20 protein-coding genes are annotated in these 18927 nt (G+C 73.8%); 12 read left to right on the top strand and 8 right to left on the bottom strand.

Annotation, left to right across the window (positions count from 1 at the left end):
- The first annotated feature begins 57 nt into the window (after positions 1 to 57).
- Genes AC27IY_RS24920 through AC27IY_RS24895 form a run of 6 tightly spaced genes read left to right on the top strand, consistent with a single transcriptional unit; the run spans position 58 to position 5616 of the window.
- Complete coding sequence (locus AC27IY_RS24920) at positions 58 to 1488, top strand: aminotransferase-like domain-containing protein (RefSeq protein ID WP_487179323.1); 1431 nt, start codon at positions 58 to 60, stop codon at positions 1486 to 1488.
- Between the two features lie 12 nt (positions 1489 to 1500).
- Complete coding sequence (locus tag AC27IY_RS24915) at positions 1501 to 2202, top strand: alpha/beta hydrolase (RefSeq protein ID WP_487179322.1); 702 nt, start codon at positions 1501 to 1503, stop codon at positions 2200 to 2202.
- A gap of 46 nt (positions 2203 to 2248) precedes the next feature.
- Positions 2249 to 3154 (top strand): ABC transporter ATP-binding protein, encoded by a 906-nt coding sequence (locus AC27IY_RS24910; RefSeq protein WP_487179321.1) that lies wholly within the window; start codon positions 2249 to 2251, stop codon positions 3152 to 3154.
- Entirely contained in the window at positions 3151 to 3870 is a 720-nt protein-coding gene (locus AC27IY_RS24905) for an ABC transporter permease (protein ID WP_487179320.1), read from the top strand. Before AC27IY_RS24910 ends, AC27IY_RS24905 begins: the two co-directional genes overlap by 4 nt.
- Positions 3871 to 3898: 28 nt before the next feature.
- Positions 3899 to 5014: a sensor histidine kinase gene (locus AC27IY_RS24900; protein WP_487179319.1), complete on the top strand. Its 1116-nt coding sequence runs from the start codon at positions 3899 to 3901 to the stop codon at positions 5012 to 5014.
- Positions 5011 to 5616, top strand: a complete 606-nt coding sequence (locus AC27IY_RS24895) for a response regulator transcription factor (protein ID WP_364445846.1) — start codon at positions 5011 to 5013, stop codon at positions 5614 to 5616. Before AC27IY_RS24900 ends, AC27IY_RS24895 begins: the two co-directional genes overlap by 4 nt.
- Positions 5617 to 5627: 11 nt before the next feature.
- On the opposite strand, the gene npdG is transcribed toward AC27IY_RS24895, so the two are convergent.
- Positions 5628 to 6287: an NADPH-dependent F420 reductase gene (gene npdG, locus AC27IY_RS24890; RefSeq protein ID WP_487179318.1), complete on the bottom strand. Its 660-nt coding sequence runs from the start codon at positions 6285 to 6287 to the stop codon at positions 5628 to 5630.
- 130 nt (positions 6288 to 6417) lie between these two features.
- On the opposite strand from npdG, the gene AC27IY_RS24885 reads away from it, so the two are divergent.
- Positions 6418 to 6996, top strand: coding sequence for a hypothetical protein (locus AC27IY_RS24885; RefSeq protein ID WP_344214450.1), 579 nt, complete (start codon positions 6418 to 6420; stop codon positions 6994 to 6996).
- Positions 6997 to 7037: 41 nt separating this feature from the next.
- Here the strand turns inward: AC27IY_RS24885 and AC27IY_RS24880 are convergent, their stop codons facing one another.
- Positions 7038 to 8000 (bottom strand): LysR family transcriptional regulator, encoded by a 963-nt coding sequence (locus AC27IY_RS24880; protein ID WP_487179317.1) that lies wholly within the window; start codon positions 7998 to 8000, stop codon positions 7038 to 7040.
- 72 nt (positions 8001 to 8072) lie between these two features.
- Here AC27IY_RS24880 and AC27IY_RS24875 point away from each other — a divergent pair, with 72 nt between their 5' ends.
- Together AC27IY_RS24875 and AC27IY_RS24870 are read left to right on the top strand one after the other, a co-directional pair.
- The gene (locus tag AC27IY_RS24875) at positions 8073 to 8324 is read left to right on the top strand and encodes a CBU_0592 family membrane protein (RefSeq protein WP_371250365.1); all 252 of its coding nucleotides are present in this window, start codon (positions 8073 to 8075) and stop codon (positions 8322 to 8324) included.
- Positions 8321 to 8965, top strand: a complete 645-nt coding sequence (locus tag AC27IY_RS24870; RefSeq protein ID WP_487179316.1) for a cyclase family protein — start codon at positions 8321 to 8323, stop codon at positions 8963 to 8965. Before AC27IY_RS24875 ends, AC27IY_RS24870 begins: the two co-directional genes overlap by 4 nt.
- Positions 8966 to 8976: 11 nt before the next feature.
- Here the strand turns inward: AC27IY_RS24870 and AC27IY_RS24865 are convergent, their stop codons facing one another.
- A complete protein-coding gene (locus tag AC27IY_RS24865; RefSeq protein ID WP_344214442.1) occupies positions 8977 to 9180 on the bottom strand; it encodes a hypothetical protein in 204 nt (67 codons plus the stop codon).
- 5 nt (positions 9181 to 9185) lie between these two features.
- Here AC27IY_RS24865 and map point away from each other — a divergent pair, with 5 nt between their 5' ends.
- On the top strand, positions 9186 to 10034 hold the full coding sequence (gene map / locus AC27IY_RS24860) for a type I methionyl aminopeptidase (RefSeq protein ID WP_344214440.1): 849 nt from the start codon (positions 9186 to 9188) through the stop codon (positions 10032 to 10034).
- A gap of 5 nt (positions 10035 to 10039) precedes the next feature.
- Here the strand turns inward: map and AC27IY_RS24855 are convergent, their stop codons facing one another.
- The 5 genes from AC27IY_RS24855 to AC27IY_RS24835 all read right to left on the bottom strand — a co-directional run bounded on the left by AC27IY_RS24855 (position 10040) and on the right by AC27IY_RS24835 (position 16372).
- Positions 10040 to 10453 carry a sensor histidine kinase gene (locus AC27IY_RS24855; RefSeq protein WP_487179315.1) on the bottom strand — a complete coding sequence of 138 codons (414 nt, stop codon included), beginning with the start codon at positions 10451 to 10453 and terminating at the stop codon, positions 10040 to 10042.
- A 194-nt stretch (positions 10454 to 10647) separates the two neighbouring features.
- Entirely contained in the window at positions 10648 to 12621 is a 1974-nt protein-coding gene (locus tag AC27IY_RS24850) for a bifunctional copper resistance protein CopD/cytochrome c oxidase assembly protein (RefSeq protein WP_423452870.1), read from the bottom strand.
- Positions 12618 to 13232, bottom strand: coding sequence for a copper resistance CopC family protein (locus tag AC27IY_RS24845; protein ID WP_487179314.1), 615 nt, complete (start codon positions 13230 to 13232; stop codon positions 12618 to 12620). The genes AC27IY_RS24850 and AC27IY_RS24845 overlap by 4 nt, the downstream gene beginning before the upstream one ends.
- Before the next feature lie 44 nt (positions 13233 to 13276).
- Positions 13277 to 14620, bottom strand: coding sequence for a helix-turn-helix domain-containing protein (locus AC27IY_RS24840; protein ID WP_371250380.1), 1344 nt, complete (start codon positions 14618 to 14620; stop codon positions 13277 to 13279).
- Positions 14621 to 14878: 258 nt separating this feature from the next.
- A complete protein-coding gene (locus tag AC27IY_RS24835) occupies positions 14879 to 16372 on the bottom strand; it encodes a PucR family transcriptional regulator (protein ID WP_487179313.1) in 1494 nt (497 codons plus the stop codon).
- Between the two features lie 94 nt (positions 16373 to 16466).
- On the opposite strand from AC27IY_RS24835, the gene AC27IY_RS24830 reads away from it, so the two are divergent.
- The gene (locus AC27IY_RS24830) at positions 16467 to 18647 is read left to right on the top strand and encodes a molybdopterin cofactor-binding domain-containing protein (RefSeq protein ID WP_423452873.1); all 2181 of its coding nucleotides are present in this window, start codon (positions 16467 to 16469) and stop codon (positions 18645 to 18647) included.
- A gap of 33 nt (positions 18648 to 18680) precedes the next feature.
- Positions 18681 to 18914, top strand: a complete 234-nt coding sequence (locus AC27IY_RS24825) for an EF-hand domain-containing protein (protein WP_344214427.1) — start codon at positions 18681 to 18683, stop codon at positions 18912 to 18914.
- The last annotated feature ends 13 nt before the right edge of the window (positions 18915 to 18927 follow it).

Genomic DNA, 18927 nt, shown 5'->3' with positions numbered 1-18927 from the left:
GACCAGCATCTCCCGCGCGGCGGCCTCGGTTGAGAGCCAATCCGGCAGAATTGGCTCATGAAGGGGGCCAATCTGGACGACCTCGTCGATCTGCTGGGCCGCTGGGCGTCCGGGCGCGGCCCGCTCTATCTGCTGCTCGCCGCCCGCCTCCGGGCGCTGATCGACGACGGCGTGCTGCCGCCGGGAGATCCGCTGCCGCCCGACCGGGTGCTGGCCCGGCGGCTGGCGGTGGGCCGGGGCACCGTGGTCGCCGCGTACGACCTGCTCCAGCAGGAGGGCCGGGTGACGCGCCGCCGGGGCAGCGGCACCCGGGTGGCCGCGCTCGACCTGCCGGCCAGCAGGACCGTGGACGGTGTGCCCGCCAACCCGCTGCTGCTGCACCTGCTGCATCCGCCGGACGGGGTCGCGCTGCTCACCTGCGCCGCGCCCGACGACCCGCCGGAGGCGCTGCGCGAGGCGTACGAGGAGGCCGCCCGCTCCCTGTCCGGCCTGCGCGACCTCGGCTACCGGCCGGCGGGCCACCCGGCGCTCCGGGCCGCGCTGGCCGCGTACTACACCGGGCGCGGGCTGCCCACCGAGCCCGGGGAGATCATGGTCACGACGGGGGCCCAGCAGGCGCTCACGCTGCTCGCCGGCCTCCTCGTGGCGCCCGGCGACACCGTGCTGACCGAGTCGCCGACGTACCCGGGGGCGCTGGAGGCGTTCCGGCACGCGGCGGCCGTGGTCCGGCCGGTGACGCAGGAGGGGCTGGGCGCGGCGCTGCGGGAGCGGCCCGCCCTCGCCTACTTCGTCCCGACCGCCCGCAACCCGGACGGCGCGATCATGCCGGTTCCCGAGCGGCGGCGGCTCGCCGCGCTGGCCGCCGAGCACGACGTGCCGCTGGTCGACGACGAGGTCTGCGCGGAGCTGTGCTTCTCGGGACCGGCGCCGCCGCCGCTCGCCGCGTTCGGGCGGGGCGAGCAGGTGATCACCGTCGGCTCGATGAGCAAGCTGGTCTGGGGCGGGCTGCGGGTCGGCTGGATCCGGGCCGCCGCCCCGCTGGTGTCGCGGCTGTCGCGGCTGCGGGCGGTGCACGACCTCGGGGGCGAGGTGGTCAGCCAGCTCGCCGCCGCCGCGCTGCTGCGCCGCCTGGACGAGGTACGCGCCCCGCGGGTGCGCGCCCTGGCCGCCCGCCACGACCACCTGTGCGCCGAGCTGCGCGCGCGGCTGCCGTCGTGGACGTTCGAGCCGGCCGGGGGCGGCCAGACGATCTGGGTCCGCGTCCCGCGCGGCGAGGTGGACGCCTTCGCCCAGGTGGCGCTCAGGCACGGGGTGGCGGTGCCGCCCGGCCGCTCGTTCGACCCGCTCGGGGGGCACGCCGACCGCATGCGGCTGCACTTCCTGCTGCCCCCGGACGAGCTTTCGCGAGCGGTGAACAACCTGGCCCTGGCCTGGGCGGCCTTCGACGGCACGGGCCGCGCGGCGGCCCGGCACACCCTGATCGTCTGAGAGTGTGGGGGCGTGGAGACGACCTTCGTACTTGTGCACAGCCCCTCGGTCGGCCCCTCGACCTGGGCGCCGGTGGCGGAGTCGCTGGAGCGGCGCGGCCACGCCGTCGTGGTTCCCGACCTGACCGGCATCTCGGCGGGCGGCCCGCCCTACTGGCCGCGCGTCGTGGCCGCCGTAAGAGACGCCGTGGTCAGGGACGCCGGGCCCGGCGGGCCGCTCGTGCTCGTGGTGCACAGCAACGCCGGCTTCTTCCTGCCGGCGATCAAGGAGGGGCTGGGCGAGCGCGTGGTGGCCTGCGTGTTCGCCGACGCCCACATCCCGCCGCCCGCCGGCCTCGTACGGATCGCGGAGGAGGAGTTCCTGCCGTTCCTGCGCGGCCTGGCCGGCCCCGACGGCGTGCTGCCGCGCTGGACCGACTGGTGGGACGAGGAGGACGTCGTGGCCATGCTGCCCGACCCCGCCGTGCGGGTGCGGGTGACGGCCGAGCAGCCGAGGCTGCCGCTCGACTACTACACGCAGTCCGTGCCGGTGCCCGCCGGGTGGGACGCGGTCAGGTGCTCCTGTCTGTGGTTCGGGCCGCCGTACGACGGGGTGGCCGAGGAGGCCGGCCGGCGCGGCTGGCCGGTGACCCAACTGCCCGGTCTGCACCTGCACCAGCTCGTCGAGCCCGAGGCCGTCACGGACGCGCTGCTGAAGTTGTCACGCAAGTCGTGAATTCCTCACTGCCGTCCTGAATGCCCGCCGGGCGATAGTCGGAGCCATGACGACGATCCAGGTGAGCGGGCTCAGGAAGAGCCATCAGGGGTTCGAGGCGGTGCGCGGAATCTCGTTCGAGGTGGCGGAGGGGGAGATCTTCGCGCTGCTCGGCAGGAACGGCGCGGGCAAGACGACGACGGTCGAGGTGCTGGCCGGGTTCCAGCGGGCCGACGCGGGCGAGGTGCGGGTGCTCGGCCTCGACCCGCACACCGACCGCGCGGCCCTGCGCCGCAGCACGGGGATCATGCTCCAGGAGGCCGGGTTCTTCCCCGACCTGACCGTGGCCGCGACCGTGGACACCTGGCGGGGCTTCGTTGCCGCGCCCCGCCCGCGCGCCGAGGTCCTGGAGCTGGCCGGGCTGTCCGGGCGCGCGGACGTACGCGTGCGGCAGCTCTCCGGCGGCGAGCGGCGCCGGCTGGACCTGGCGCTGGCCCTGCTGGGCCGGCCCCGGGTGCTGTTCCTCGACGAGCCGACCACCGGCATGGACCCGGAGGCGCGGGCGGCCACCTGGGACGTCGTCCGCGGCCTGGCCGCGGAGGGCGTCACGATCCTGCTGACCACCCACTACCTGGAGGAGGCGCAGCGCCTCGCGGGCAGCATGGCGATCATGGACGAGGGCCGCGTCGTGGCCGCGGGCGGCATGGCCGAGACGCTGGCCGGGCGGGCCGGGCGGGTGTCGTTCGCGATGCCCGCGCACGTGGACCCCGGCGAGCTGCCGCTGCCCGCCGTGGTCGAGGACGGGCGGGCGGTGTGCCGCGCCGACGATCCCGACCTGGCCGCGCAGACGCTGCTGACCTGGGCCGCCGGGCGGGGGCTGCGGCTGGCGGGCCTGGAGGTGCGCCAGGCCACGCTGGAGGACCTCTTCCTCGACCTCGGCGGCGACGCCGCGCTCGCGGGAGGCGCCCGATGAGCTTCGCCGCCACCTACCGGCTCGGCGCCCGCCTGTTCTGGCGGGACAAGGCCATGCTGTTCGCGTCCGTGGTGACGCCCGTGGGGCTGTCGATCGGGATGCCGCTGCTCATGCGGCACGTACGGCCCGAGGGCCCGGCCGCCGCGGCCGAGCTGTTCCCCGCCACGCTGGCGATCGTGCTGTCGATCACCGCGTTCATGAACATCACGGTCGCGCTGACCGGCCGCCGCGACCAGCTCGTGCTCAAGCGGCTGCGGGCGACCGAGCTGACCGACGGGCAGATCCTGGCCGGGCAGATCAGCTCCAACGCCACCCAGACGTTCCTGGTGATCGTGGGGTGCGCGGTGGCCGTGTTCCTGGCCGCCGGGGTCGCGCCGCCGCCGAACGCCCTGGTGGTCGCGCTGGTCGTGGCGGCGGGTTCGGCCGTGATGGCGCTGCTCGGGGCGGCGTACACGGCGGCGGTGCCGCGGACGGAGCTCGCGGCGGCGTACACGATGCCGGTCTTCCTCGTCGCCGGCGTGTCGGCGGGCGCGATGGGGCCGATCCCGCTGCCGTCGTGGCTGCGGCCCGCGCTGGACCTGCTGCCGACCTCGGTCGTCGTGGACGCCGTGCGCACCGGCGAGCCGCTCCGGGCGGTGCTGGTGCTGGCGGGATGGGCGGCGGCAGGGCTCGTGGCGCTGCGGCTGTGGTTCCGCTGGGAACCCCGACGGTCCTGACACCACCACAAAAAGGACATAATCGGCTGTGCTCTCCACCCCGGCGCCCTCCGTTCCCGCCAGGCGGCTCGCGATCGTGCTCATCACGGCCGTGTCCGTCGCCTACACCGTCATCGCGCTGATGTACTTCCGGTGGGGAGCGGGCTTCGGCGTGGTGTCCGCCCTCATCATGCTCGCCGTCGTCGGCACCCACCACCTCAACATGCGGGCGGCGCTGCGCGGCGAGCGCTCCGCCCGCTTCCCGCTGCTGGTCGTGCTGCAGGCGGTGGCCACGTACCTGCCGGACTTCCTGCTGCCGGGCGGCGCCTCGGCCGTCGCCACGCCGATGCTGGCGGGGACGCTGCTGGTGTTCCTGCCGCTCGGGTGGGGGTGCGCGCTGGTGGGGGCGGCGATGGCGTACGAGGGGTTCATCCTGTGGGGCGGCCTCGACTTCGCCGTCGTCACCGCCTTCTACGTGGTGAGCGTGCCGACGACGGGGGCGATGACGTACGCGCTGGTCCGCCTCGCCCGGACCGCGGAGGAGCTGGCGCGGGCGCGGGAGGAGCTGGCCGACGCCGCCGTGCTCAAGGAGCGGCTGCGCATCTCCCGCGACCTGCACGACGGCCTCGGGCGCAGCCTCACCGCGATCGCGCTCAAGGGCGACCTCGCCACCCGCCTGCTGGACCGCGACCCCGGCTCGGCCCGCACCGAGATGGGCGACCTCGTACGGGTCGCCAGGGAGGCCGCCCAGGACGTACGCCGGGTCGCCCGCGGCTACCGGGCCATGTCGCTCGCCGGCGAGGTGGACCGGGCGGCGGCGCTGCTGGAGTCGTCCGGCGTGAGCTGCCAGGCGCACCTGGCCGCCGTGACGCTGCCGCGCCCCTCCGAGGAGGCGCTGGCCTGGGGCGTGCGCGAGGCGGTCACCAACGTCCTGCGGCACAGCCGGGCCACCGTCTGCACGATCACCACCTCGACCGGCGACGGCAGGGCTCGGCTGGAGATCGCCAACGACGGCGTCCCGCCCGAACCTGGACCGGCCGAACCCGGACCGGCCGGCGGCGGCCTCACCGGCCTGGCCGAGCGCGCCGCCCAGGCGGGCGGCTCCTGCGCCGCCGCCCCGACCGGCGACGGCGGCTTCCTGCTGGCCATGGAGGTGCCCGCGTGATCAGGATCCTGCTGGCCGAGGACATGCACATGATCAGGTCCGCCCTCACCGCCCTGCTGAGCCTGGAGCCTGACATCGAGGTCGCGGCCGAGGTGACGCGCGGCGACGAGATCGTGCCCACCGCGCTGCGGGTCCGCCCGGACGTCGCCGTCGTGGACATCGACCTGCCCGTGCTCGACGGCATCACCGCCGCCGCCGAGCTGCGCGAACGCCTGCCGTCCTGCCGGATCCTCATCCTCACCGCGCTCGGCCGGCCCGGCCAGATGCGGCGCGCGCTGGCCGCCGGGATCGAGGCGTTCCTCGTCAAGGACGCCCCCGGCGATCGGCTGGCCGACGCCGTCCGCCGGACCGCCGCGGGCCTGCGGGTGCTGGACGCCGAGCTGGTCTCGGCCGCGATGGAGTACGGCGAGAGCCCGCTCACCCCGCGCGAGGCCACCGTGCTCAGGGAGGCGGCGCGGGGCGCGTCCGCCGAGGACATCGCCGCCCGCCTGCACCTGTCGTCCGGCACCGTGCGCAACTACCTGACGGCCGCGATCACCAAGACCGGCGCCCGCAACAAGATCGACGCGATCCGCGTCGCCGAGGACGCCGGCTGGCTCTGAGAATCAGCGGCTCAGATGTCGGTGATCCGCAGGCCGGCGTGCGCCTTGTAGCGGCGGTTGATCGAGATGAGGTTGGCGGTGAACGCCTCGACCTGGCGGGCGTTGCGCAGCCGCCCGCCGTACACCCCGCGCACGCCCGGGATCACCGCGGCCAGCGCCTGCACCGTCTCGGTCGCCTCGCGGTCGTCGCCCAGCACCAGCACGTCCAGGTCCACCTTGTCGACCGCCGGGTCCAGCAGCACGACCGCCGAGACGTGGTGGAAGGCCGCCACCACCCGGCTGTCCGGCAGCACGGCCGCGGCCTGCTGCGCGGCGCTGCCCTCCTCGACGGGCAGCGCGTAGGCGCCCTGCTTGTCGAAGCCGAGCGGGTTCACGCAGTCCACCACGATCTTGCCGGCCAGCTCGGCGCGCAGCGACTCCAGCAGCGCCTTGTGGCCCTCGTACGGGACGGCCACGATCACCAGGTCGGCCTCCTTGGCGACGTCGGCGTTGGCCGCGCCGCGCGCGCCCTCGCCGATGGTCTCGGCCGCCTCCTGGGCGCGCCCGGCGCTGCGGGAGCCGATGAGCACCGGATGCCCGGCCAGCGCGAACCGCCGCGCCAGGCCCTTCCCCTGGTCGCCGGTGCCGCCGAGGATGCCGATGGAGAGCCCGCTCACGTTCACGTCAGTCATGCCTCGCATCATGCCAGCCGCCTCGCGCGTGGCGAGCGCGAGGGCTCGCTGACCGCCGGAGCGCACAGGGTGTCAAAGCATCACTTCCGAAACAGCTCCCCCGTACGGGAGCGTCCGGCACCATGGGCTCATGGACTCGGGATCGGTGGCACTTCTGCGCGAACTCCTGGCCCGTACGAGCTGGCTCGACCGTGCCCGTGACCTCGGCCAGGCGTTGCGCGCCACCCGCTCCCCCGGCGGGCTGCTGCTGATCGGCACACCGGAGGACGAGCCCTGGCACCTGACCGCCCACCTCGCCGACGAGGCGCGGTTCTCCGGGCTGCCGCAGCTCACGCCCACGCTGGTGCGCTGGGCGCCGCCCGCCGACGCCCCCGCCCACCTGCGTGTCGGGCTCGACCGGCTGGAGCGGACGGCGCGCGGGGAGACGTTGTTCGTGCTGGCCGAGCAGCGGGCGCCGGTGCCGCTGCTGGAGCGGGTGGACGACGCCCGCCGCACCGGCGCCACCGTCCTCGCCATCGAGGGCGGCGACCGGGAGCTGGCCGGGCTCGCGCACGACACGCTGGAGGTGCCGCGCGAGGGGCTGGTCACCTTCGACGGCGCCCAGCACCTGGTGAGCGCGGCGGCCGGCGAGGTGGAGCAGCGCCTCGGCCTCCGCGGCCGCCTCGCCCGCCTCCTCGACAGGGTCAGCGGCCCTCAGCTCCCCGACTGAAGGCAGGCCGGCGGCGGTCCTGGCGGGCCGTCGACGGCCGGTCAGACGGGGTCGGGCTGGGCGGGCCGGGTGCGGAGGCGGTCGCTCAAGGGGGCCTGGAGCGCCGCCGTGGCCTCCTCGATCGCGGCGATCACCACCGCCTGCACCGGGTCCGGCTCGCCCGACCTGGTCCGGCTCACCCGCGTGACCGCATCCATCCGCCGCGCCCCCACGTCCCGCAGCTCGCTCACCCGCACCTCCCCCTCGGGCACGTCCAGCAGCGCCAGCGCGGGCACGATCGCCACCCCGTGCCCCGCCGCCACCAGCGCCAGCGTCGGCCCGAACTCGGTGATGACGTGCACCTTCCGCGGCTCGAACCCGTGCAGCCCCGCCAGCCGCACCAGCGCCTGCCCGCACGCCTGGTCCTGCTCAGCGGCCACCCACGGCAGCCGGGCCAGGTCGGCGACCGTGCGCGGCGGGTCCGGCAGGTCGGGCGGCAGCACGATGCGGTACTCGTCCACGTACAGCAGGCGTGTGCTGAGCAACGGCTGGGTCAGCGCGGGCAGCCCCATGTCCTGCTCGGTGATGACCACGTCCACCGCGCCGAGCCGCAGCTCCTGCAGCGCGGGCTGGCCGTAGATCTCGTGGATGACGGGGACGATCTTCGGATGGCTCTCGGCCAGCGCGCGCAGGGCGGGCACCAGTATGTGCTTGATGAAGGTGGGGAACGCCGCGATGCCCACCGGCCCGGCCAGCCGGTCGGTGAAGCGGGTGAGCTCGCGCCGGGCCTCCAGCAGCTCCTCCTCCACCCGCTCGGCGTAGCCGGCCAGCACCCGCCCGGCGGGGGTGAGCGACACGCTGCGCTGGGAGCGGTCGATGAGGGCCAGCCCGACCTCGCGTTCGAGCTGGGCGAGCTGCTGGGAGACGGCGGAGGGGGTCAGGTGGAGTGCCTCGGCGGCCCGCATGACGCCGCCGCGGCGGGCGACCTCGTGCAGGATCCGCAGCCGCCGGGGGTCGATGTCCATACAGATCAGCTTACGGGGAACTTCATGTTTCTTTATTTGTGCTTTACCGCGAGGGGCCAGGAGAATCCTGGCATGGATCTCCTTCTCGCGGTCGTCGGCTGGGCGGGCGCGGCCGTCCTGCTCTCGGCCTACGCCCTCGTCTCGTCCGGGCGCATCCAGGGCGACGGGCTGACCTATCAGGTCATGAACCTCTTCGGCGCGGTCGGGCTCATGGTCAACAGCGCCTGGAGCGCCGCCTGGCCGTCGGCCGGGCTCAACCTCGTCTGGGCCGCCATCGGCGTGGTCGCCCTCGTCAAGCTCGCCAAGGTCGGTGCCGCGAGATGATCGTCGAGCTCAGCCACCGCGTCCACGACGGCCTGGTGACCTACCCCGGCATCCCGGCCCCGCGCATCGGCGTCCACCTGAGCAGGGAGGACTCCCGGGCGGTGTACGCCCCGGGCACCGAGTTCCACATGGCCACGATCGCCCTGGCCGCCAACACCGGCACGTACGTCGACACGCCCTTCCACCGCTACCCCGACGGCCAGGACCTCGCCGCGATGCCGATCGACCGGCTCGCCGACCTGCCCGGCCTGGTGGTGCGGGCCGAGGGGCCGGGCCGCGCGGTGACCGTCGACCGGAGCCTCGACGTGCGCGGCAAGGCCGTGCTCGTGCACACCGGCTGGGACCGCCACTTCGGCACCGAGGCCTACGTCGACGGCCACCCCTACCTGGCGCCGCAGTCGGCCGCCTGGCTGGCCGAGCAGGGCGCGGCGCTGGTCGGGATCGACTCGCTCAACATCGACGACACCCCGCCGCACGGCGAACGCCCCGCCCACACGATCCTGCTGGGGGCGGGGATCCCGCTGGTGGAGCACCTGACGAACCTGGCGGCCCTGCCCGAGGAGGGTTTCCGCCTGCACGCCGCGCCACCCATGATCGCGGGCATGGGGACCTTCCCCGTACGGGCCTACGCGGTGCTGTGACCGCCCGCGGATCAGTCGTCGTCCTGCTCCGCCTCGTCCCACGCCTTGTTGCGGTCGGCGGCGCGTTGCAGCGCCCCGGCCGCCTCCTCCTGCGAGGCGTAGGGACCCATCCGGTCCTTGTTGGGGCAGCCCTGGTCGGGCTCGACCCGCATGTGCTTCAGACAGAACCACCACTGGCCTTCGCTCACGGGGTCAATTCTGCCCCGTAGACTCATAGTTCATGACGACACTGCTCCAGCCCGGGCGAGTTTCGCCCATGCGAAAGGTCCCCGCCCACATCGAGCGGCCGGAGTACGTCGGTAAGAAGCGCCCCAAGACCGGCGAGTCCGACGTGAAGACCCCCGAGATGATCGAGCGGATGCGGGTGGCGGGCCGGATCGCCGCGCAGGCTCTCGAAGAGGTCGGCAAGCACGTCAGGCCGGGCGTCACCACCGACGAGCTCGACGTCGTCGGGCACGAGTTCCTTCTCGACCACGGCGCCTACCCCAGCACGCTCGGCTACAAGGGCTACCCGAAGTCTCTGTGCACCTCGATCAACGAGGTCATCTGCCACGGCATCCCCGACGACACGGTGCTGCGCGACGGCGACATCGTCAACGTCGACATCACCGCCTACATCGGCGGCGTCCACGGCGACACCGACGCGACGTTCCTGGTCGGCGAGGTGGACGAGGAGTCACGGCTGCTGGTCGAACGCACCCGCGAGGCCATGATGCGGGCCATCAGGGCCGTCGCCCCCGGCCGCCAGCTCAACGTCGTGGGCCGCGTCATCGAGGCCTACGCCAAACGGTTCGGCTATGGAGTGGTGCGCGACTTCACCGGCCACGGCATCGGCGCGTCCTTCCACTCCGGCCTCATGGTGCCGCACTACGACGACCCGTCGCTGCGGGTGGAGCTGGTGCCCGGCATGACGTTCACGATCGAGCCGATGCTCACGCTCGGCACCATCGAATACGAGATCTGGCCCGACAAGTGGACGGCGGTCACCGCCGACCGCAAGCGCACGGCCCAGTTCGAGCACACGATCGTGGTCACCGAGACGGGCAGCGAGATCCTCACCCTCCCCTGATGCCGCTAAGGGCGCCTCGGCACCACTCCGGTGACCGTGGTGCCCTCGCCCGGCACGCTGTTGACCGACAGGCTGCCGCCGACCTCGGCGAACGCCGCCCGCATGCGGGCGATGCCCTGCCCGGCGGCGCGCCCCTTGGCATGCCCCGTGGCGGCGCCGTGAAAGCCGCGCCCGTCGTCGCTCACCGTGACCCGAAGGCCGCCGCTCCCCGCCGTGACGGCGATCGAGACGGTCCTCGCGCCGCTGTGCCGCTCGACGTTGTCCAGGGCCTCGCGCATGGCGGTCATGACCCCGGCGCACACCCCCGCGGGCACCTCGCCGGCCGGAAGGGCCCAGATCTCCACGGCGATCCCCGACCGCTCCCCCCACTCGGCGAGGTAACTCTCGAGCGCCTCGGCCAGGCTTTGCCCCCCACGCATGCGCGTCTCTTCCACTGGTTTCGCCTTCCTCGGCACCCCACGCCGGTCCCCACTCCGGCGATCCGCCCGGCCGCGCGTCCCCCCTCAAGGCTGCGCGCCGCTTGCTGACAGGGTTATGCCCCTCTCCCCCAGGAGCAAGGCTACCTGGCGGTCCAGAGACGTGAAACGGAAGATAGAGGGCCGTGGCCGATCGGCTACTCGCCCTGGTCGGCCTTGTTGAGCCGGGCGAGGTAGGCGTTGTAGGAGTCGAGTTCGGGGTCGCTCGAGCCCCGGTCCGCGCGGCGGTCGCTCCTGCGGGCCTGCCGGTCGTCGTCGCGGTACCACTGGAAGGCGATGGCCAGCAGCACGATGAGCGTCGGGATCTCGCCGAAGCCCCAGGCGATGGCGCCGCCGTCCTGCTGGGTCTGCAGCAGGTTGTCGCCCCAGGTGCGGCCGAGCTGGTCGTACCAGCCGGAGGCGATGACGGAGCCGGTCATCATCAGCGCGATGCCGAAGAAGGCGTGGAACGGCATCGTGACGAAGAGCATGAGCAGCCGGCCGACGTGCGGGAGCCGGTTGGGGCCTGGATCGACGCCGATGATCACCCAGAAGAACAGGCAGCCGCTGACGAGGAAGTGCACGGTCATCCAGATGTGGCCGAGGTGCTCGGTCATCGCCGACTCGAACAGCGGCGTGAAGTACAGCGCGTACGTCGAGGCGACGAAGATGACCGTGGCGACGACCGGATGCGTGACGACCTTGGTGTAGCGGCTGTGCAGGATCGTGGTGATCCACTCGCGCGGCCCCCGGTCGCCCTTCCTGACGGCGGGCTTGAGCGCGCGCAGCGCGAGCGTGATCGGCCCGCCGAGGACGAGGAAGATGGGCACGACCATGGACAGCGTCATGTGCTCGATCATGTGCATGTCGAACATGACCTTGGCGTAGCGGGCCAGCCCGCTCTGCGTGACGAACACCAGCAGCGCCACCCCGGCGAACCAGGACACGGTGCGGCCCCAGGGCCAGGCGTCGCCGCGGCGGCGCAGGCGTACGACGCCGGCCGCGTAGAGCCCGGCGAGCACGGCGGCGACCAGGGCGAAGAACAGGTCGAGCCACCACAGGCTGAAGATCCTGCCGAGCGTGAGCTCCGGCGGGAGCGGGAAGCCGAGCAGTTCGTAGGCGCGGTCGGCGGGGATGCTGTAGTCGGGCGGCGGGGTGCGCGACAGCGCGACGGCCAGGCCGACGGTGGCGAGCATGAGCAGCGTCTCGCCGCCGGCCAGCCGGGCGAAGGCCCCGGGCTCGCCGGCCTGGAGGCGGGTGAGGGTGCGCTGGCGGTGCCAGTAGCCGACGTAGCCGAGCAGCACGAACGCGACGAGCTTGGCGAGGGCGAGCAGGCCGTACTCGTCGGTCCACAGGTCGGAGAGCGCGCCCAGCCTGGCGACCAGCGCGAACACGCCGGACAGCCCCACCCCGGCGTAGCACCAGAGCGCCATCCGGGAGAAGCGCGCGGCGGCCACGTCGAGCTGCGGCTCACGGCGCAGGGCGTGGCCGGCCAGCACGACCAGGCCGCCCACCCACAGGGCGAGCGCCAGCAGGTGCAGCGCCACCGACGAGGTGGCCAGGTCGTGGTTGGGCGAGGAGGAGGTGTGGCCGGTCAGCGGCGGCGGCAGCATCGTGACGAGGGCGAGCGCCAGCAGCCCCGCCGAGGCGCCCGCGGTGATCGCCCCGCGCGAGAACAGCGCGATGGCCACGGCGAACAGCACGACGAGGGTGAGCGCGACGCCCTGCGTGGTCTGGGTGGCGTAGCTGCTGAGCAGGACGCCGTCGAACACCTGCGGCAGGGTGCGGCCGATGGACTCGGCGGCGCCGAAGACGATGGCGAGGAACGCCGCGCCGGCCCAGGTCAGCGCCGCCCAGGAGGCGGCCTTGACGTATTCGAGCGCGGAGGCGCCGAGCATGCCCTTGTCGCTGGGCAGCAGCGCGGTGGCCATGAGCAGCAGGCCCACCGTGAGCAGGCCGGCGACGTCCATGAGCATCTTGGAGACGGGCAGGCCCCACCGGACCACCGCGCCGGCGTCGGGCAGGCCGGGGATGATCCTGGGGAAGGCCGTGCCACCGGCGATCATGCCGAGGACGAGGGCGGCGACCGCGGCCGCCACGCCCGCGAGGCCGAGCCGCGCCGCCCTGCTCATGGCTTGCTCTTCCGCGCGCTGAGCAGGAAGCCGATGCCGATGCCGACCAGGGCGCCGATCACGATGATCAGCCAGACGGGGAACGACCCGCCGCCGTCCTCTGCCGCCGCGGGCGCGGCGGCCGGCTCCTGAGCCGCCGCTGAGGAGGCCGGCGCGGACGCCGGCGGGGCCGCCGCCTCGGAGGAGGCCGGCGTCGAGGGCTCGGCGCTCGCCGAGGGGGTCTCCTCGGCGGCCGGGGCCTTCAGCGTGAACGGGATCTCGCCCTCGATCGGATGCCCGTCGGAGGACACGACGCGGTAGGCGATGGTGTATTTGCCGCCCGGCAGCGACGGCTTGACCGCCTGCCGGACCACCGCGCCGTCCTGCTCCGGCTCGCCGGCCTGGTATTGGGCGCCGCCGGGCCCGTTGAGCACGACGAACGGCAGACGGACCCGGGCGCTGAACTCCAGCCGGACCTCGTCGAGGGACTCGACCTCGGCTCCCTTGGCGGGGGAGCTGCTCTTCAGCGAGTCGTGCGCCAGCGCCGGGGCGGCCGTGCCGGCCACGAGCAGTCCGGACGCGAGCAGGGCGGCGAGTATCGCGGTGAGGGCCGCGATCGGGGAAGTCTTCATGGCACCCCCCAGGCTACCGACGCCACCGCCCGGTCCGGACCCCGCTACAGCCCCACGCAGGCGAGCGCCCGCTGGTAGGCCTCCACCGCGCCCTCCTCGTCGCCCAGCTCCTCCATGGTGGCCGCGGTGGCGAACCAGGTGGAGGCGGAGCGGCGGGAGTCGGGCAGCGGCGTCAGCCAGTCGCGCACGGACGCCACGTGCTCGGCCGCCTCCTCCGAGCGGCCGACCGCGCCGTAGGCCCGGCCGAGCAGCAGGCCCGCCTCGGCGCCGAGCACGTGCCCGAACTCCGGCAGCAGGTCCCTGCCCAGCCTGGCGTGCTCGGCGGCCGCGGCGTAGTCGCCGCACAGGTAGTCGGCCATGGCCAGGTCGAGGGTGAGGTGGCAGCGGTCGAAGGTGCTCGTCGAGGTCTGCTCGAACTCCTCCAGCGTCGCGCGCAGCGCCTCACGCACGTCCGCGGCCTCGGCGGGCCTGGCCGTGAGCCGCTTGCGCAGGAACGACCCCCGCATGCGGGCGACGTTGCGCGGGCTGCCGTGCTCCAGCTGCACCGCCAGGGCCCGCTCGGCGAGGGACAGGGCCTCCTCCAGGTGGCCGGTGAGGTAGGCGGCGCTGGAGGCGTTCCAGTTGGCGGCGACGATCGCGCGCGGCGTGCCGAGCGCGTCGGCGGCGTTGAGCAGCTCGGCCGCGAACTGGCGGGCGCGCAGCAGGTCGCCGCGCTCGATGTAGGCGGCCAGCAGCGTGGCGCCCAGCTCGACCAGCCCGTCGGCCCAGGGCTGACGGGCGCTGCCGAGCAGCATCCGCTCGCCCACCTCGACGGCCTTGGTGAGCTGCTCGCTCTCCCGGTAGACCCGGCAGAGCACCATCGTGACCTCGACGCGCCGGTCGGCGGGGAGCTCGCTCTCCTGCAGCCTGAGCAGGATCGAGGCGGCCTCGGCGAGGTCGCCGCAGGCCTCCGTGGCGAGCGCCAGCCCGAACTCCGCCTCTTGACGCAGCGAGGTGAGCCCTGTCAGGTTGTTGTTGGCCAGCAGCTCCGCGAAACGGTTGCGGGCCTCGGTGACTTCGCCGTTCTCGAGCGCGAGCCGCGCGTAGCCGAGGGCGAGCTCGATGTCCTCCATCTGCTCGGCGGTGACGCCGTTGATCAGATAGGACAGCGAGCAGTCGAGTTTCTGGGCCAGCAGCTCCAGGACGGCGGGCGTCGGGGTACGCTTTCCACTCTCGATCAACGAGACGTAACTGTCCGACAGCTCGGGATGCGCCAACTGTGCCTGCGACAGGCCGCGTTGTCGCCTAACCGTCTTGATGCGGAGTCCGACTAGGTCAGATGTGGTCACAGTCGTCGCTCCCTGAGAAGATATGTCCAAGCAACTACATAGGCGAGGGAGAACCCCCATGCGTATGCGCATTGCCCTGTCCGCCCTGGTCACTGCGATCGCTGTCGTGGTGACCATTGGAAGCAATGTTACGGCCGCAAGTGCCGACACGTCTTCCATCAGTTCTGCATACGAGATCTACTGCTGTTGAGCTGAACCGGCACGAGGGGGCGCGCGAGTCTTCCGAGCACGAAAACCGCACCGCGCTCGCGGGCCTGCTCCTCCGCAGGAGCCGGCGTCGTCCCGTCGCGTTCCCTCTGCCGTCCCGCTCCTCCCCCGCTACCGGGGTGGGGCGGTGTCGCGCAGGGCGAGGTAGAAATCGACCCGGTCGGCCATCGTGGCCAGGTTCCTGCCGGTCAGCTCCTCGATCCTGCGCACCCGGTAGCGGACCGTGTTGACGTGCACGTGGAGCCGTTCGGCGCAGGCGTTCCACGAGCCGGCGCAGTCCAGGAAGACGCCGAGCGTACGCACCAGCTCCGACTGGTGGCGGCGGTCATAGTCGAGCAGCGGCGACAGCAGCCGGTCGGCGAAGGAGCGGCGCACCTCGGCCGGCACGGTGGCCAGCAGCAACGCATGGGTGTAGATCTCGTCACTGGTCACCACGCCGCCGCCGCGCGCCTCGGCCAGCCGGCGGGCGTGCCCGGCCTCCTCGACGCCGCCCTTCAGCGCCGCCGCCCCCGTGAGCGCCCCGCTGAGCCCCGCACACACCCGCGTGTCAGGCAGCGCCGACAGCACGCCGGCCGCGGCGCGCAGCCGGGCGGCCAGCTCATCGGCGGTGCCTCCGCGCAGCGGCACCACGGCCACCGCGCCGTCGGCCCCGGCCGCCGCGACGACCTCGCGTCCCAGCAACTCCTCCACGACCTGCCCGCCGAGGGTGGCGGGGTCGGGCCCGCGGGTGGCTCCGGGGCGGGGCGCCGTGACGTCCACCACCGCGTACGGCTCGGCCGCGCCGACCCCGCAGGTCCGCAGCCGGGCGTTGAGCTCGGCCGCGTCGGCCCCGGCGAGCGCGGCCACGACGAGCTGCTCGGCGAGCCGCCGCTCCACCCGGCGGCCCTCCTCCACGCGCATGCGTTCGAGCCCGACGCAGGCGGCCAGCTCGTAGCCGAGGTCGGCGCGGTCGAGCAGGTCGCCGTCGAGGGCCAGCGCCCAGCCGGCGGCGCGGTGACCGCGGCCCACGGCGAAGATCGTGCGGCCGTGGGCGCGGGCGGGCAGCCGCGGCGCGGTCAGGTACGCCCGCGCGACCTCCTCGGGCTCGGCCACCGTGCCCACGACGACGTGGCCTGACGCGGTCACGACGGCGCCGGTGACGCCCAGCTCGGCGGCGGCCACCTCGAACAGCTCACGCAGGTCCGCGCCCTCGGCGACGGCCGCGACGAGCCTGCGGTGGCGGCCGAGCGCGGCCCGTACGTCGCCGGACGGGCGGGGCGCGGCGAGCTCGGTGAGGGTGCGGAAGGAGACCTCGGTCGGCACCTCCAGCAGCGGCAGCCCGGCGGCCGCGCAGGCGGCCACGAGGTCGTCGGGCACGTGGCCGAGCAGGGCGGCGCCCGCGCCGACGGCGGCGACCCCGGCCTCGGCGAGGGTGGTCACGAACCGCGCGGAGTCCTCGGGCGCCTGCCGCCACATGAGCCCGGTCAGCACCAGCTCGCCGCCCGACAGGTAGCGCCCCGGCTCGGGCAGGTCGGTGATGTGCACCGTGGCGAACTCGCGGTCGGGGTCGCCGGTCAGCAGCCTCAGCCGCAGGCCGGAAATGTCCAGCAGGTCACGGATCCGCACTTGGAGGAATATACAAGCCGGTTGTTACAGGCTTTGACCGGGATTTCAGCAGTGTGCATAGGACCCGGCACGGCGACGGTGCTCTACTCGGAAGATGACGGACACGGCGGACACGTACACGACGCTGAGCGGGGTGGGCGAGAGCGCCAGGCGGCCGGACGCCACGCTGAAGGTGACGGGCGAGTTCGCCTACGCCTCCGACCTGTGGATCGACGGCATGGCGTGGGGCGCGACGCTGCGCAGCCCGCACCCGTCGGCGTGGATCCGCTCGATCGACGCCGGCCCCGCGCTGAAGATCGCCGGTGTGCACGCGGTGCTCACCCACGAGGACGTCCCCGGCGAGAAGTTCTACGGCCTGGACCACAAGGACCAGCCGGTGCTGGCCGTCGACCAGGTGCGCTACCAGGGGGAGCCGGTGGCGTTGGTGGCCGCCGACCATCCCGAGACGGCCCGCCGGGCGGCCGCGGCGATCGTGGTCGAGTACGAGGTGCGCGAGCCGGTGACCGACCCGCGCCGGGCCACCGAGATCGTCCGCCGCCAGCCGGTCCGGGTCGGCGACACCTTCGAGGCGGAGGTCGTGGTCACCGGCGAGTACGAGGTCGGCATGCAGGACCAGGCGTTCCTCGGCCCGGAGGCGGGCCTGGCGATCCCGGCCGAGGACGGCGGCGTGGACCTGTTCGTCGCCACGCAGTGGCTGCACGTGGACCGCGACCAGCTCGCCCCCTGCCTGGGCCTGCCGCCGGAGAAGGTACGGCTGACGCTGTCGGGCGTGGGCGGCGCGTTCGGCGCCCGCGAGGACCTGTCGATGCAGGTGCACGCCTGCATGCTGGCGCTGCGCCTCGGCCGCCCGGTCAAGATGAGCTACGGCCGCGAGGAGTCGTTCTTCGGGCACGTGCACCGCCATCCGGCCCGGATGCGCTACGAGCACGGCGCCACCAGGGACGGCCGGCTCGTCTACGTCAAGGCGGACATCCTGCTGGACGGCGGCGCGTACTGCTCCTCCTCCCCCGCCGTGGTGGGCAACGCGGCCTCGCTGGGCGTGGGCCCGTACGAGGTGCCGAACGTGGACGTGGTCGCGACCGGCGTCTACACCAACAACCCGCCGTGCGGCGCGATGCGCGGCTTCGGCGCGGTGCAGGCGTGCTACGCCTACGAGTCGCAGATGGACCGGCTGGCCGAGGCGTGCGGGTTGTCGCCGGTGGAGATCCGGGTGCGCAACGCGGTGACGCAGGGCTCGCGGCTCATCACCGGTCAGCTCATCGACTCCCCCGCGCCGCTGGCGGACATGCTGCGCGACCTGGAGGCCATGCCGCTGCCCGGCGGGCGGCAGGAAGGGGAGCTGCGGGCGCTGCCGGGCGGGGTGTCCCAGACGACGCACGGCGAGTCGGTGCGGCGCGGCGTCGGCTACGGCGTCGGGATCAAGAACATCTGCTTCTCCGAGGGCTTCGACGACTACTCGACGGCCCGGGTGCGCGCCGAACTGGTGAATGGCGAGCCGCACGTGACCGTGCACACCGCGGCCGCCGAGGTGGGCCAGGGGCTGGTGACGGTGCAGGCCCAGATCGCCCGGACGGAGCTGGGCATCGCCGACGTCACGGTGGCGACGGCGGACACCTCGGTGGGCTCGGCGGGGTCGTCGTCGGCGTCGCGGCAGTCGTACGTGACCGGCGGCGCGGTGCGGGCGGCCTGCGAGGCCGTGCGCGCGCGGTTCGGCGGGCTGCCCGCGCGGGAGGCGCTGGAGCGGTACGGGCCGATCGAGGAGACCCGCGAGTACCGGCACCGGCCGACGTACCCGATGGACCCGGTGACCGGGCAGGGCGACTCGCACACGCAGCTCGCGCTGTGCGTGCACCGGGCCGTGGTGGACGTGGACGTGGAGCTGGGCCTGGTCAAGGTCGTGGAGCTGGCGGCGGTGCAGGACGTCGGCCGGGTGCTCAACCCGCAGGCGCTGGAGGGCCAGATCCACGGCGGCTCGGCGCAGGGGCTCGGGCTGGCGCTGATGGAGGAGATCCGGGTACGCGACGGCGTGGTGGCCAATCCGTCGTTCACCGACTACCTGATCCCCACGATCCTCGACATGCCGCCGATGCAACTGAAAATCCTGGAAAATCCGGACCCGGCGGCTCCGTACGGGCTGCGTGGCGCGGGCGAGCCCCCGACCCTGTCCTCGACCCCGGCCGTCGCGGCGGCCGTGCGGGCGGCGACCGGGCTCCGGTTGACGCGCGTTCCGATCAGGCCGGAAGATATCGCCTTGTCTGACGAAAAGGGGGCCTGACGCGAAGGGTCGGGTCTGACGGGGAGGTACGTGATGACGAGCGCGCGCGAGGCCGCCGAGGCCGAGTTCCGCCGGTTCGACACCGACGGCGACGGTCTGCTGACCGCCGAAGAGATCCGCAGCGCCAACGAGGCGCTCGGCGGGCAGGGCGCGACCGAGAGCGAGATCGAGGCGTTCATCAGCTCCGCCGACCGCGACGGCGACGGAACGATCGGCCTGGAGGAGTTCGTCGGGCTGGTCGGCCACGGCAGGCACGAGAAGGCGTGATCTAGTCCGGCGC

The organism is Nonomuraea sp. B208, from assembly GCF_057536035.1.
This window is presented reverse-complemented; position numbering and strand designations above follow the sequence as displayed.

What these genes read in the sequence shown, in the direction of transcription:
- AC27IY_RS24920 (WP_487179323.1), top strand. Translation starts at nt 58, where the DNA reads ATGAAGGGGGCCAATCTGGACGACCTCGTCGATCTGCTGGGCCGCTGG.
- AC27IY_RS24910 (WP_487179321.1), top strand. Translation starts at nt 2,249, where the DNA reads ATGACGACGATCCAGGTGAGCGGGCTCAGGAAGAGCCATCAGGGGTTC.
- AC27IY_RS24905 (WP_487179320.1), top strand. Translation starts at nt 3,151, where the DNA reads ATGAGCTTCGCCGCCACCTACCGGCTCGGCGCCCGCCTGTTCTGGCGG.
- npdG (WP_487179318.1), bottom strand. Translation starts at nt 6,287, where the DNA reads ATGACTGACGTGAACGTGAGCGGGCTCTCCATCGGCATCCTCGGCGGC.
- AC27IY_RS24885 (WP_344214450.1), top strand. Translation starts at nt 6,418, where the DNA reads ATGGACTCGGGATCGGTGGCACTTCTGCGCGAACTCCTGGCCCGTACG.
- AC27IY_RS24880 (WP_487179317.1), bottom strand. Translation starts at nt 8,000, where the DNA reads ATGGACATCGACCCCCGGCGGCTGCGGATCCTGCACGAGGTCGCCCGC.
- AC27IY_RS24875 (WP_371250365.1), top strand. Translation starts at nt 8,073, where the DNA reads ATGGATCTCCTTCTCGCGGTCGTCGGCTGGGCGGGCGCGGCCGTCCTG.
- AC27IY_RS24870 (WP_487179316.1), top strand. Translation starts at nt 8,321, where the DNA reads ATGATCGTCGAGCTCAGCCACCGCGTCCACGACGGCCTGGTGACCTAC.
- AC27IY_RS24865 (WP_344214442.1), bottom strand. Translation starts at nt 9,180, where the DNA reads ATGAGTCTACGGGGCAGAATTGACCCCGTGAGCGAAGGCCAGTGGTGG.
- map (WP_344214440.1), top strand. Translation starts at nt 9,186, where the DNA reads ATGACGACACTGCTCCAGCCCGGGCGAGTTTCGCCCATGCGAAAGGTC.
- AC27IY_RS24855 (WP_487179315.1), bottom strand. Translation starts at nt 10,453, where the DNA reads ATGCGTGGGGGGCAAAGCCTGGCCGAGGCGCTCGAGAGTTACCTCGCC.
- AC27IY_RS24850 (WP_423452870.1), bottom strand. Translation starts at nt 12,621, where the DNA reads ATGAGCAGGGCGGCGCGGCTCGGCCTCGCGGGCGTGGCGGCCGCGGTC.
- AC27IY_RS24845 (WP_487179314.1), bottom strand. Translation starts at nt 13,232, where the DNA reads ATGAAGACTTCCCCGATCGCGGCCCTCACCGCGATACTCGCCGCCCTG.
- AC27IY_RS24840 (WP_371250380.1), bottom strand. Translation starts at nt 14,620, where the DNA reads ATGGGGGTTCTCCCTCGCCTATGTAGTTGCTTGGACATATCTTCTCAG.
- AC27IY_RS24830 (WP_423452873.1), top strand. Translation starts at nt 16,467, where the DNA reads ATGACGGACACGGCGGACACGTACACGACGCTGAGCGGGGTGGGCGAG.
- AC27IY_RS24825 (WP_344214427.1), top strand. Translation starts at nt 18,681, where the DNA reads ATGACGAGCGCGCGCGAGGCCGCCGAGGCCGAGTTCCGCCGGTTCGAC.